10 protein-coding genes and 1 pseudogene are annotated in these 13908 nt (G+C 37.8%); all 11 read left to right on the forward strand.

Annotated features, from left to right (window positions below; all coding sequences use genetic code 11):
- Nucleotides 1-30 precede the first annotated feature (30 nt).
- The 11 genes and pseudogenes from G5W_RS0104740 (at nucleotide 31) to G5W_RS0104795 (ending at nucleotide 13587) form a co-directional block, all read left to right on the forward strand.
- The gene (locus G5W_RS0104740; RefSeq protein WP_010094659.1) at nucleotides 31-2004 is read left to right on the forward strand and encodes a DHH family phosphoesterase; all 1974 of its coding nucleotides are present in this window, start codon (nucleotides 31-33) and stop codon (nucleotides 2002-2004) included.
- A complete protein-coding gene (gene rplI / locus G5W_RS0104745; protein ID WP_010094661.1) occupies nucleotides 2001-2447 on the forward strand; it encodes a 50S ribosomal protein L9 in 447 nt (148 codons plus the stop codon). The genes G5W_RS0104740 and rplI overlap by 4 nt, the downstream gene beginning before the upstream one ends.
- Before the next feature lie 35 nt (nucleotides 2448-2482).
- Nucleotides 2483-3853 carry a replicative DNA helicase gene (gene dnaB, locus G5W_RS0104750; RefSeq protein ID WP_010094663.1) on the forward strand — a complete coding sequence of 457 codons (1371 nt, stop codon included), beginning with the start codon at nucleotides 2483-2485 and terminating at the stop codon, nucleotides 3851-3853.
- Between the two features lie 161 nt (nucleotides 3854-4014).
- Nucleotides 4015-4360 (forward strand): annotated as a pseudogene (locus G5W_RS21980) (transposase).
- A 349-nt stretch (nucleotides 4361-4709) separates the two neighbouring features.
- Entirely contained in the window at nucleotides 4710-5999 is a 1290-nt protein-coding gene (locus G5W_RS0104765; RefSeq protein WP_010094664.1) for an adenylosuccinate synthase, read from the forward strand.
- A 332-nt stretch (nucleotides 6000-6331) separates the two neighbouring features.
- Nucleotides 6332-7801, forward strand: a complete 1470-nt coding sequence (locus tag G5W_RS0104770) for a M23 family metallopeptidase (RefSeq protein ID WP_010094665.1) — start codon at nucleotides 6332-6334, stop codon at nucleotides 7799-7801.
- Nucleotides 7802-8017: 216 nt separating this feature from the next.
- Nucleotides 8018-8722, forward strand: coding sequence for a response regulator YycF (yycF, locus tag G5W_RS0104775; protein ID WP_010094666.1), 705 nt, complete (start codon nucleotides 8018-8020; stop codon nucleotides 8720-8722).
- 5 nt (nucleotides 8723-8727) lie between these two features.
- The gene (gene walK, locus G5W_RS0104780; protein WP_010094667.1) at nucleotides 8728-10551 is read left to right on the forward strand and encodes a cell wall metabolism sensor histidine kinase WalK; all 1824 of its coding nucleotides are present in this window, start codon (nucleotides 8728-8730) and stop codon (nucleotides 10549-10551) included.
- Entirely contained in the window at nucleotides 10551-11867 is a 1317-nt protein-coding gene (locus G5W_RS0104785) for a YycH family regulatory protein (RefSeq protein WP_010094668.1), read from the forward strand. The genes walK and G5W_RS0104785 overlap by 1 nt, the downstream gene beginning before the upstream one ends.
- 2 nt (nucleotides 11868-11869) lie before the next feature.
- Nucleotides 11870-12805: a two-component system regulatory protein YycI gene (locus tag G5W_RS0104790; RefSeq protein WP_010094669.1), complete on the forward strand. Its 936-nt coding sequence runs from the start codon at nucleotides 11870-11872 to the stop codon at nucleotides 12803-12805.
- A complete protein-coding gene (locus tag G5W_RS0104795) occupies nucleotides 12802-13587 on the forward strand; it encodes an MBL fold metallo-hydrolase (protein ID WP_010094671.1) in 786 nt (261 codons plus the stop codon). Before G5W_RS0104790 ends, G5W_RS0104795 begins: the two co-directional genes overlap by 4 nt.
- The last annotated feature ends 321 nt before the right edge of the window (nucleotides 13588-13908 follow it).

A 13908-nucleotide genomic window follows, 5' to 3' on the forward strand; every position in this document is an offset into this window, starting at 1 on the left:
AAGCGTCCATTAGTAGGAGCTGAATCTTAAATGTCAGAGATGAAAAAACGTCCAAAGTTAAGTAATCATTTATGGCTGATATATGCTGTATCTGTTATTTTACTTGGACTTATTTGGTATTTTGAATGGATACTAGGAATCATTATGACCGTATTATTAGTATTGTCATTTTACTATACCATTCAGATTGAAAGAAGAATTAATGATGAAACCGAGCAATATATATCCACCTTATCGTATCGTGTGAAAAAGGTTGGCGAAGAAGCATTATTGGAAATGCCTATCGGAATTATCCTGTATAGTGAAGATTATAATGTGGAATGGGCAAATCCTTATATGAATCAATTCGGAGAAGACGATTCTATTGTTGGTGAATCCTTGAATGCCATTTCAGAGGATCTCATTCCAATGATCAAAGAAAATCATGATGAAATTCGTATTGAGCTGGATGCATATGAGTTTCAAGCAACGATACGAAAAGAAGAACGTCTCATTTACTTATTTGACCGTACAGAACAGGCGGAGCTAGAAACACTTTATAAAAATGATCAAACGGTATTATTTATTATCTTTCTTGATAACTATGATGAAATCACACAAAACATGGAGGACACCATTAAGAGTCAATTAAACTCTGAAGTAACGTCCTTCCTAAATAAGTGGTCACATGATAATGGGCTATATTTAAAACGTACCTCACAAGACCGATTCTTAGCAGTTGGTACGAAGGAGATATTAGACCATTTAGAGAAAACGAAATTTGACATATTAGACGAAATGCATGAATTAAACTCAGAGTTAGATATCCCAATCACGTTAAGTATTGGTGTAGGTGTAGGAAATGCAACATTACCTGAATTAGGACAATTAGCGCAATCCAGTCTAGACCTTGCCCTTGGACGTGGTGGTGACCAGGTAGCGATCAAAGATGATTCTGGTAAAGTCCGTTTCTATGGTGGTAAAACAAACCCAATGGAAAAACGTACTCGTGTTAGAGCGAGAGTAATCTCGCATGCTCTAAAGGATTTAGTGCGAGCTAGTGATCGGGTAATTATTATGGGACACCAAGCTCCAGATATGGATTCGATTGGTTCAGCAATCGGTATTCTAAATATCGCGCAAACTAATGGTGTTGATGGTTATATTGTGTTTGATCCAGAGGATGTTAGTACAGGAGTTCAACGATTAGTAAATGCTATCAAGGCGGAGCCTGCAATTTGGCAGCACTTTATTGACCCTGATATGGCTGAGGACTTAATTACTAGTCGTAGCTTGATAGTCGTGGTAGATACGCATAAGCCTTCCATGGTAGTAAGCAAGCGTCTTTTAGCAAAAACCGATTATAAAGTCGTTATCGACCACCATCGACGTGCTGAAGAATTTATCGAAAACCCTACATTAGTTTATATGGAACCATATGCTTCATCGACAGCAGAATTAGTAACAGAGCTTTTAGAGTACCAGCCAAAAGGGGAAAAGCTCAAAATGCTGGAAGCAACGGCCCTACTTGCTGGTATCATTGTCGATACGAAGAGCTTTACATTACGGACGGGTTCAAGAACATTTGATGCGGCATCATATCTACGAGCAAAAGGTGCAGATACAGTACTTGTACAACAATTTTTAAAAGAGGACTTGGATTTATACGTTAAACGGAGTAAACTAATTGAGCGAACTAAAATTTACCGAAATTCTATTGCCATTACAAAAGCAGATCCAGGTGATATATTTGGTCCGGTTCTGATTGCTCAAACGGCAGATACGCTATTAACCATGACAGGTATTTCTGCATCATTTGTAATAGCAGAACGCAGTGATGGTAGAATCGGAATCAGTGCTCGTTCGTTAGGTGAGATAAACGTACAAATTATTATGGAAAAAATGGATGGTGGCGGGCATTTAACAAATGCTGCGACACAAATTGAGGATACAACGATTGATGATGCAGAAATGCTATTGAAGGATATATTAGATGAGTATTATGAGGGGAGAGATACAGAATGAGAGTAATATTTTTACAAGATGTTAAAGGTAAAGGGAAAAAAGGCGAAGTAAAAAATGTTTCAGATGGCTATGCTAGAAACTATTTACTAAAAAACAACCTAGCAGAAGAAGCAACCCCAGGTAATATGAAAGCTTTAGAAGCACAGAAACGAAAAGATAAACAACTAGAAGAACAAGAAAAAGAAAATGCTGTGCAATTAAAAACGAAGATTGAGAGTTTTGAAGTAGTTATCAAAGCTAAATCTGGTGAGGGTGGTAGATTATTCGGATCCATCACAAGTAAACAGATTGCTGATAGCTTAAACAAAGACCACAATATAAAAATAGATAAACGTAAAATTGAGCTAGAACAACCGATTCGAGCACTTGGATATACAAATGTTCCGATTAAACTTCATCCTGAAGTGACAGGGACGGTTAAAGTGCATGTTGTTGAACAGTAAGATATTAAAAGCCTTTGCTAAAGGAGGAAACAAACATGAGTGAATGGAATGACAGAACTCCACCGCATAATATTGAAGCTGAGCAGGCCGTTATCGGAGCGATCTTTCTTGAACCAGAGGCATTTTCAACAGCATCTGAGCTACTTTTGCCAGGTGATTTTTATCGAGCTAGTCACCAACGAATCTTTGAGACGATGCTCAAGCTTTCCGATAGAGGAGAACCGATTGACTTAGTAACGGTAACGACCGATCTATCGAATACAAAGCAATTGGAAGAAGCGGGCGGAGTATCGTATTTAGCACAGTTGGCAGAGAGTGTGCCGACTGCTGCGAATATTGAATACTATGCTAAGATTGTAGAAGAAAAATCAGTACTACGCCGATTAATTCGTACGGCAACAGATATTGTAACAACAACCTTTACACGTGAAGACGAGGTTGAGGATGTTTTAAATGAAGCGGAAAAAAGTATTTTAGAAGTTTCCGGACGTAAAAACTCTGGTAGCTTTAAACAAATTAAAGATGTTCTTATTGATGTATATGACAAAATTGAAATGCTGCATCGAAGTAATGCGGATGTTACCGGTATTCCTACTGGTTACCGTGATTTAGATAAAATGACATCTGGTTTTCAACGTAATGATCTCATAATTATCGCAGCTCGTCCTTCTGTGGGGAAAACGGCTTTTGCCCTGAACATTTCGCAAAATGTTGCTGTAAATGCGGGTGAAAATGTAGCTATATTTAGTCTAGAGATGGGTGCAGACCAGCTTGTACAACGTATCCTTTGTGCAGAAGGAAATATTGACGCCAATCGACTACGTAATGGTAACTTAGAGCCCGAAGATTGGACGAAGCTTACCATGGCGATGGGAAGTCTCTCTAATGCGGGAATCTTTATTGATGACACACCTGGTATTCGGGTTAGTGAGATTCGTTCGAAATGCCGACGCCTAAAACAGGAACATGGCTTAGGGATGATTATGATTGATTATCTACAGTTAATTCAAGGTAGTGGGAAACCAGGTGAAAACCGTCAGCAAGAAGTTTCAGAGATTTCTCGTTCCCTAAAAGGATTAGCCCGTGAATTAAACGTACCACTAATCGCTTTATCACAGCTTTCTCGTGGTGTAGAACAACGTCAAGATAAACGTCCAATGATGTCTGACCTACGTGAATCAGGAAGTATTGAGCAGGATGCTGATATTGTTGGGTTCTTATATCGTGATGACTATTATGATAAAGAATCGGAAAAACAAAACATCATTGAAATCATCTTAGCGAAGCAGCGTAACGGTCCAGTAGGAACAGTTGAGCTTGCTTTTGTAAAAGAATATAATAAGTTCGTAGATTTGGATCATCGCTATCAACCTAGTGATGTTCCACCAGAACCAGTTCATGCATAACAGCCTTTTCAGGAGGCTGTTTTTTTTGATGTTTTGAAAACCCCTTGCTATGCGAGGGGTTCCAGAAAGCTTTCAGCGTGGGACAAAAAACGCCTCACTTCATGGTAAGATAAAGTTGGTTTCCCGACCACTAAATCTCACCAAAGAAGGAGGCGAGTCCTATGAAGGACAAGAATAGTTTAGCACACACAACGTGGAATTGTAAGTATCATATAGTGTTTGCACCAAAGTACAGAGGGCAAATAATATACGGAAAGTACAAAAAAAGCATAGGTCAAATCATACGAGATTTATGTGAACGTAAAGGCGTGATCACGTCAATTTATGGGATATTTAAAAGGGAAAGGTAGTTTAATGATATTCGATAGACATGCCAACCTAAAATATAAATATGGCAATCGAAAATTTTGGTGTCGAGGGTTCTATGTTGATACAGTGGGCAGAAATAGAAAGCAAATACAAGAATACATTAGAAATCAGCTTAAAGAAGACTACATGTCTGATTAATTAACTATATTCGAAGAATATAATCCGTTTATAGGAGCAAAAATATAAAGAAGTAAGAGATTCTCTTAGAATCAGTGAATGAATGTGGTGCAAAAGGGGGAACCATTCGGTGGGCCGTTCAGGCCTAGGCCGGTAATAGAGGCGTACAGCCGCAGAGCAAACCACACCAGTTCACACTGGTGGTTTTGATTGTTGTTATGAGGCATGAAGGGGTACCGTCCTGAAATACGAACAATAACGATAAAATTATATATAATGTTCGTATTCTGTTGACTAATAACATAGTTATTGCTAAAATATTCAACGGATAACATTGAAATACAAATTTGATATGAAGGTGGAGTGTGCTATGTCCTCAGTAGTTGTTGTAGGAACCCAATGGGGTGACGAAGGTAAAGGAAAAATAACAGACTTTCTATCACAAAATGCAGAAGTTGTTGCGCGATATCAAGGTGGAAATAATGCAGGCCATACGATAAAGTTCGATGGTGTGACATATAAGCTACATTTAATTCCCTCTGGTATCTTTTTTAATGAGAAGATTTGTGTACTAGGAAATGGTATGGTAATCAATCCGAGAGCATTTTTAGAAGAGGTTGCTTATCTGCATGAACGTAATATTACAACAGATAATCTACGGATTAGTAACCGAGCACATATCATACTCCCTTATCATATAAAGTTGGATATCTTACAGGAAGAAGAGAAAGGCGCGAATAAAATCGGTACGACGAAAAAAGGGATCGGTCCTGCCTATATGGATAAAGCTGCAAGAATTGGAATTCGAGTGGCAGATTTATTGGATAAAGAAACGTTCCGGGAAAAGCTAGAACAAAATATAAAGGAAAAAAACCGTTTGTTTGAGAAAGTATATGAAGTTGAGCCATTACGTGTAGAAGACATTCTAGAAGAATATTATGCCTATGGACAACAAATGGCAAGGTATATCTGTGACACATCTGTTGTGTTAAACCATGCATTAGACGAAGGGAGACGTGTCCTGTTTGAAGGTGCCCAAGGTGTCATGTTGGACATTGACCAAGGGACATACCCATATGTCACATCCTCTAACCCAATTGCAGGTGGAGTAACAATAGGGTCAGGTGTTGGTCCAACCAAAATTAAACATGTTGTTGGCGTATCAAAAGCATACACGACAAGAGTGGGTGATGGTCCATTCCCAACCGAGCTACATGATGAAATTGGTCAAACGATTCGAGAAGTTGGCAGGGAGTATGGTACAACAACTGGCAGAGCCCGTCGTGTCGGATGGTTTGATAGTGTCGTTGTGCGTCATGCGAAAAGGGTAAGTGGTATTACAGATCTATCCCTAAACTGTTTAGATGTATTAACAGGCATCGATACATTAAAAATATGTGTTGCCTATAAACTCAATGGAAAAATCATAGAGGAGTTTCCAGCTAGCTTAAAAGAACTTGCTGAATGTGAGCCAGTTTATGAGGAAATGCCTGGTTGGAAAGAAGACATTACAAATGTAAAAAGTCTACATGAACTACCAATAAATGCATTGCATTATGTCGAAAGAATCTCCCAGCTTACTCAGATTCCATTATCCATCTTTTCAGTAGGACCAGACCGTAGTCAAACTAATGTAGTACGTAATGTGTATAGTAATTAGCGGATTCATGGAGAGCTAAATAGCTCTCTTTTTATTTTTTAATACATTTTTTGAAAACGGTTCCTCCTGTTGTTACAATTTTGTAATGTTAATGTATAAATATGGAAAAATATACCCTATTTCAACAACATTTTATATGAAATTAGTGTATTTTCGTAAAAAAATGGCGATTATTATACATTTTGTTTACAAAACCTCGGATAGTGTTCCTTCCCCTAGTAAATTATGATAGATTAATAGAGGATCGTAATAGGTCTTTTAATCTATAAAATATAAAAATATAGTTTTATTTATATATATATATCATTTCCACAGTAATAGGGGGAGAGAATGTGCTCTCAGAAAAGCGAAAGCAGTCTAAGAAGAATCTGCTGAAAAAGGCAATTATTAGTACTGGACTTGTATCTGTATTAGCAACGGGAATTGCCTTTGCAGAAGAAACAAATGGCTTACAAACGGTACACCATGTTTATGTTAACGGAAAACATATCGGACAAGTCAGTGACGAGCAAACCGTAACAAAGATTATGCAGAGTAAGCTTGAGAAAGCCGAAGGAATTTATGAGGATATGGAACTAGCAGTTGGAGATAATGTCGAACTTGTTTCTGAGTTAGTATTTAATCCTACATATGATAATGATTCTATCGCAAAATATTTAGAAAAAAATATTTCCGTAAAGGCTCAAGCTGTAGAACTAATGATTGGAGATGAAGTAGTAGGATACTTTGAAACCAGTCAGGATGCACAAAAGGTTATTGAAGACTACAAACTAAAATATGTAGATGAAGAAACATTAGCGTTATTAGAATCTGCAAAACCTACCGATGTGGTGTCAGACGGTCTTGAGATTGCTGATGCTCCTAGCGAACCAGCAGATATTGCAGTAGGTGAATCTATTATATTAGACGTTACCTTATCAGAAGATGTTTCATTTTCTACCGAAAAAGTTAATCCGAAAGAAGTTTTAACTGTAGCAGAGGGTTTAAAGCTATTAGAAAAAGGTACCCTTGAAGAAGAGAAACATACGGTAAGCGAAGGCGAAGTATTAGGCTCCATTGCTTCTAAGTACGATTTATCTTTAGAAACTTTGCTAGAGTTAAACCCTTCCATTAAGGAAGATACATTACTCCAAATTGGTCAAGAAATAAATGTAACGGAATTAAAACCTTTTGTGGATGTAATTGTGAAAAAGGAAGAAAAGAAAAAAGAAAAAATCGTATTTGAAACAGAAATTAAGGAATCCGATGAAATGCCAAAAGGAGATCAAAAGGTACAACAAGAAGGTTCCAATGGTGAAAAGGTTGTACAGTATGGTATCGAGATTCGGAATGGAAAAGTAGTAAAACGCGATGTATTAGATGAAGATGTTGTATCCGAACCAGTTAATAAAGTAATTATTAAAGGTACAAAAGTCATTCCATCTCGCGGTACAGGTGATTTAGTTTGGCCAGCAGTTGGTGGATATATCTCTAGTCATGTTGGTTACCGCTGGGGAGCATATCATAAGGGAATAGATATCGCTGGTCCAGCCAATCGTTCTATTCTTGCAGCAGATAATGGTACGGTGGTATTCGCTGGGTATCAAGGCAGCTTTGGAAATAAGATTGAAATCAACCACAATAACGGAATGAAAACTATTTATGCCCATCTTTCATCTATCAATGTAAGTGTTGGCCAAACGGTTCAACAAGGTCAAACAATCGGTATTATGGGTTCAACTGGAAACTCAACGGGTGTTCACTTACACTTTGAAGTATATAAGAATGGTGCATTACAAAATCCATTAGAATATTTGTACTAGTACGATAGGAAAAAGCTGACTCATGACATACAGTATGAGCCAGCTTTTTTCATACATTATGAAAACAGGAGTTGATATAATAAAGATAACGCTATACAGAAGTGGTACCCCTACAAGACTTTTCAAATAAAGTAAGTTAAAATAAAGAAAATACTAGCAAAATATAACGTTCCTTACGAATATATATAATTTAAAAACCAAAAAGGAAGTGGAAGAATGGCACAGAAGATTTTAGTTGTAGATGATGAACAACCAATTGCAGATATATTAAAATTCAACTTGGAAAAAGAAGGGTATGAAGTTGTTGTTGCCAATGATGGCGATGAAGCCATCAAACTAGCTGAATTGGAAAACCCAGATTTGATTTTATTAGACATCATGCTTCCGAATAAAGACGGAAATGAAGTATGTCGTGAAATTCGCAAGACAAAGACAATGCCAATTATTATGTTGACTGCAAAGGACTCTGAAATTGATAAGGTGTTAGGCCTTGAGCTAGGTGCAGATGACTATGTTACAAAACCATTTAGCAACCGAGAGTTGATTGCTCGTGTTAAGGCGAATTTGAGAAGACAGCAGCATGTACCAGATGATACTACGAAAGAAAATAAAGATATTACGATTGGATCACTTACGATTCATCCGGACGCCTATACCGTCTCAAGAGATGGGAAGGAAATCGAGTTAACACATCGTGAGTTTGAGTTGCTGCATTATTTAGCTCGTCATATTGGGCAAGTTATGACAAGAGAACATTTACTGGAAACCGTATGGGGATACGATTACTTCGGCGATGTCCGTACAGTAGACGTTACCGTTAGAAGACTGCGTGAAAAAATAGAGGAGAATCCAAGTAATCCAACATGGATTGTAACACGCCGTGGTGTTGGTTACTATTTACGTAATCCTGATCAGGAGTAGGTTATATGCATAAAGTCGGCTTTTTTCGCTCGATACAATTTAAAGTTATTATTATCTATATTTTATTACTGTTGGTTGCAATACAAGTCATCGGATCTTATTTTACCACCTCTTTAAAGGCGGAATTATTAACCAATTTTAAAGGTGACGTAGAAAAAAGAGTAGATGTATTAAGCCACTATTTAGAGAATGCTTTCAATCAGGAGAGAACCGGTGAAGAGGAGACCACACTTACACAGGATATCCAAGGCATTGTTCATGATCTAGACACGGATAGTACGTGGAATGTACTCGTTGTAGATGGTCAGGGGCGAATACTTGCAACGAATAACTACAATGAACAGGAGAATGTTGGTAAAAAGTCTACAAGAGAAATCATTCAACTGGCATTGATAGTACAGCGGGAACGTGAAAGTGAGGCAAAAGATCGAAAAGGGAATATTGTCTACTCCAAGGCAACCCCTTTATTCGATGATGAGGAAGTCATGGTTGGGCTTATATATGTGGAAGCACCAGCACAGAGTATCTATAACCAATTAGAAGAAATTAATGAAATCTTTATCAATGGTTCTATTTTAGCAACACTCATTTCAGCATTGCTAGGAATTTTGGTAGCACGAGCGATTGCAAAGCCTATTATGGAGATGCGCAGACAGGCCCAAATTATGGGGAAAGGTGATTTTTCTCAAAAAGTAAATGTCTATGGTACCGATGAAATAGGTCAGTTGGCAATTGCGTTTAACGACCTGAATGATCAATTGAAACACTCCTATGCCAAAACCGAAGAGGAAACTCGGAAATTAAATTCTGTTTTGGAGAATATGTCAGATGGCGTTATTGCCACAGACGAAACGGGTGCTGTGACATTAATGAATGAAGCTGCCGGAATTCTACTTGGTGTTAGTCCCGAGGATAGCTATGGAGAACAGATAATTGATGTCCTGAAATTAGATGAGAAAGTAACCGAGTTAACAGACCTACCAGAAAGTGGTTCTATCATTATTGATTTTAGTGACGAAAATGAAATCTTCCTTCTTCGAGCAAATTTTTCTACCGTTACAGATGATGATGATGACGTTACTGGATTTATAACGGTAATTAGCGATGTTACCGAGCAAGAAAAGCTAGAGCAAGAGAGACGAGAATTTGTATCCAATGTCTCCCATGAATTAAGAACACCATTAACGACAATCAAGAGCTATAATGAAGCATTACTGGATGGTGAATGGAAAAACGAACAGATTGCACCGAAGTTTCTAACGGTTACACACAATGAAACAGAACGAATGATACGAATGGTCAATGATTTGTTACAGCTATCTAAAATGGATAATAGGGAGCATCAGCTACAACGAGAACGTACCGAATTTATTGGATTATTCCATCATGTTATTGATCGATTTGAAATGAATTCTCCAGAGCATATTGAATTTATTCGTGATTTACCAAATGAAAAACTATTTGTTTGGGTCGATAAGGATAAGTTGATACAGGTGACAGATAATATTATTTCGAATGCGATTAAATACTCCCCAGAAGGTGGCAAAGTTACTTGTAGAGTTGTGAAACAACGTCATCAGCTACTAGTATCGATAACGGATGAAGGTATGGGAATAGCTTATGACAAGCTTGAAAAAATATTTGAACGTTTTTACCGTGTGGATAAGGCACGTACAAGAAAACTAGGTGGAACAGGCCTAGGATTAGCAATCTCAAAGGAAATTGTCGAAGCACATCATGGAAAGATATGGGCGAAAAGTAAAGAAGGTAAAGGAACAACTGTTTTATTCACTCTCCCGCTGATGGGTAAGAAGCGGAGGAATTTCTAATGAACTTTGAAGTAATTAAAACATATACACTAGCGATATTAGTAGGAATTAGTCTAATACTTTCCTATAGCCTTTGGAGTTATCATTCTAGTGATCGAACTACACTACAGGAAGATGATGCCTTATTAGGAGAAGATGTGATTACCTATGATGGGGAGATTGAATCGATGAGGTCCCTCATTAAGCCTAATCTCATTATCTTTGATAAATATGATAATTACTTTGGTTTTTCATCCCCCTCCCAGAGATATAGTCTATATGAAGAGATGAAGTCGTGGGTCCTATATAACTTTCGAGAGTCTGAAGCAAATGGTCCACCTAACGAGGGGGAACAAATAGAGATAATCTTTCCTGTTGAGCTTCCAATGGAGATTATTCCAAGCCTTTTTACGGTTAATAATGAAGAGAGTGTATTTATTCCAGAAAATCTCGATTTTGAGAGATTATATATCACCTTTAGAAATGACCATTCCTTAACGTTTAATTTTCTATCTACCGATCATAGAAAGATTATCAAAGCAGATGTGAATAATGCACAAAAATATGAAATCTTAAAAAACTACATGACGACGTTAGAAGGGTTGGAAGAGTATTCCCTTGTAGAGAATACATTAAAACCAATCTATCTTCCGATTGAATCGGTAGATATGCAAATTTTTAAATATACTGCTGTAGCATTAGAACCAGAAATTTTAAAAAATACACTATTCAAGGATACATCCCAAGTTAAAACGAATGTCTCTGAAGATGGTGAAATATGGTTTGTGGACGGTCAGCGTACCATGCAGGTTTATAAAGACAAAATAAATATGGAATATAATAATTTACAAGAGCCAGTTAAGAATCCCATGTCTGCTTTTGAATTATTAGATGCAAGTATTACCAATATAAATAGCTATAAAGGCTGGACCCAAGATTATTACTTGGAAAGTCTTGATTTAGCTGAGAATAAAATTCGCTTCCAGATGTCACATAGAGGCTATCCGATTCATCATTATGGAGGTCTCTCAACGATTGAACAGGTGTGGTTAGATCATGAACTAATTGAGCATAGACAACCGTTATATCGTGAAAATGCTCCAAGTATTATTGGGACGGTGGAGCTGCCCTCTGGCAAGGATGTGCTCTATCATTTGAATAATAATAATGCCTATAGACTAAGTGAAATACAGGATATACAGGTTGGCTACCGTTTAAGCTATCAAAATACGTCACAGTATACGATAGAATTAAATCCTGCTTGGTTTATCAAAATCAATGATAATTGGGAACAACTGTATCTTAATGATGAATTGTTGAGAAAGGGAGTGAACTGAGGATGCAATGGGGTCAAATAAAAACATTATTTATCCTCTGTTTCTTACTCCTAGATATATATCTTCTTTTTCTAGTCCTTCAAAATCAGGGAACAGAAGATCTTGGTCTAGTACAACGTGAAGAAGAGAAGCAAGACCATGAACAATCACTGAAATCCGAAAATATATCGATTCCAGATGATTTACCAGAAAAATTACCGGATGAAGCAAATATTAGCATCAGGCAAAAAACTTTCGATAAGAAGGAAATTACCTCAATCAAATCGATGGCTAATCAAGATGTCGAAGTGGTCAATGATAGCTTTATTATTTCAAAAATAAAAGAGGAAATTCCCATTCCAGAAAATGCTACTAATGATGGTATAGCACAACTGGTATCCAATACGGTATACTTAGGAAAGGATTTTAGATTTCATTACTGGGATGAACAACGAAATATTCTAGTGTTTTCCCAATTAAAGAACAACCGTCCTGTCTATTATAATCAGAATGGGATACTACTGGTATTTTTGAATGATGAAAATGAAATTATCGGATATATCCAATCGTTCTTAGGCGAACCAGAGAAAGTACAAGAAGAAGAGAAGAGACCGCTTATCCTTCCGATAACAGCGATTCATCGTCTTTATGAAGCAAATATTGTATTACCATATGATGAAGTAGATGAAGCTGAAATAGTCTATCATTCACGATTCCCATTAGATAGCGGACTTCAAGTACTGGTTCCGGCTTGGAAAATATCCGTTAATGGCAAACGTGAACATTTAGTAAATGCGATTGAAACGATAATCATCTCGGTGAGTGAGGATTTCATCGATAATGTTATTGAACTAAGTATAGAAAATACTAGATCCATTAAGGGAAGAGAAGATTTTAAAGAAGACATGCTAGAGATATTAACTAGCAAGCTTAATACTAATCGGAGTGAATCAACATGACATTGCGTTTTAGTGTCCTAGCATCCGGAAGTTCGGGGAATGCGTTCTATATAGAATCTGATAAAGAGAAGCTTCTAGTAGATGCAGGCTTAAGCGGAAAACAAATGGACAAGCTATTCAATGATGTCCATGTTTCGCCAGCAGACCTTTCCGGTATACTAGTAACACATGAACATAGCGACCATATCAAAGGGCTAGGAATACTAGCTCGTAAATATAATCTACCAATCTATGCAAATGAAAAAACATGGAAAGCCATGGAGGGATCAATCGGTAAGCTATCGCTTGATCAAAAGTTCATATTTAACATGGAAGAAGTAAAAACCTTTGGCGATTTGGATGTAGAATCATTCGGTGTATCGCACGATGCTGCAGAACCAATGTTTTACGTCTTCCGTCATGCAGGGAAAAAGGTAGCACTCGTAACCGACCTTGGTTACGTATCAGAACGAATAAAAAAAACAGTCGAAGGTGCAGATGCCTACATCTTTGAAGCGAACCACGATGTCGGCATGCTACGCATGGGCCGTTATCCATGGAGCGTCAAACGCCGTATCCTAGGCGACTCAGGTCACGTGTCCAACGAAGACTGCGGATTAGCACTAACCGATATAATCGATAACAACACGAAGCGGATCTATCTCGCACACTTAAGTAAAGACAACAACATGAAAGATCTCGCCCGCATGTCAGTAGGAAACATACTAACCGAGCGCGGCATTCAAGTAGATCTACATGATACAGACCCCGCAGTACCAACCGCAATGTACGAGGTTGGCTGAGTTGGGGAGGAGGGAGCGACTATGTCGCTCTTTTTTTTGTTTTGGGGTTGGTTGTGTGGGGGGGAGCGTATATTAGTGAAAAGCCGCATGAGAAGTTGATAAAGGAGGCGGTCTTCACGTTCTTGAGAGGAAAGTTGCACGAGAAGATGATGAAGGAGGCGGTCTTCACGTTCTTGAGAGGTAAGGACGCACGAGAAGAAGATGATGGAGGCGGTCTTCACGTTCTTGAGAGGAAAGGATGTATGAGAAGGTGATGAAGGATGCGGTCTTCACGTTCTTGAGAGGTAAGGACGCACGAGAAGAAGATGAAAGAGGCAGTCA

The organism is Ornithinibacillus scapharcae TW25 (assembly GCF_000190475.1).
Classification (GTDB): Bacteria; Bacillota; Bacilli; order Bacillales; family Amphibacillaceae; genus Ornithinibacillus; species Ornithinibacillus scapharcae.

Excerpts from the sequence above, each read along its gene's own strand:
- G5W_RS0104740 (WP_010094659.1), top strand. The coding sequence starts at position 31 with ATGTCAGAGATGAAAAAACGTCCAAAGTTAAGTAATCATTTATGGCTG.
- rplI (WP_010094661.1), top strand. The coding sequence starts at position 2,001 with ATGAGAGTAATATTTTTACAAGATGTTAAAGGTAAAGGGAAAAAAGGC.
- dnaB (WP_010094663.1), top strand. The coding sequence starts at position 2,483 with ATGAGTGAATGGAATGACAGAACTCCACCGCATAATATTGAAGCTGAG.
- G5W_RS0104765 (WP_010094664.1), top strand. The coding sequence starts at position 4,710 with ATGTCCTCAGTAGTTGTTGTAGGAACCCAATGGGGTGACGAAGGTAAA.
- yycF (WP_010094666.1), top strand. The coding sequence starts at position 8,018 with ATGGCACAGAAGATTTTAGTTGTAGATGATGAACAACCAATTGCAGAT.
- walK (WP_010094667.1), top strand. The coding sequence starts at position 8,728 with ATGCATAAAGTCGGCTTTTTTCGCTCGATACAATTTAAAGTTATTATT.
- G5W_RS0104785 (WP_010094668.1), top strand. The coding sequence starts at position 10,551 with ATGAACTTTGAAGTAATTAAAACATATACACTAGCGATATTAGTAGGA.
- G5W_RS0104790 (WP_010094669.1), top strand. The coding sequence starts at position 11,870 with ATGCAATGGGGTCAAATAAAAACATTATTTATCCTCTGTTTCTTACTC.
- G5W_RS0104795 (WP_010094671.1), top strand. The coding sequence starts at position 12,802 with ATGACATTGCGTTTTAGTGTCCTAGCATCCGGAAGTTCGGGGAATGCG.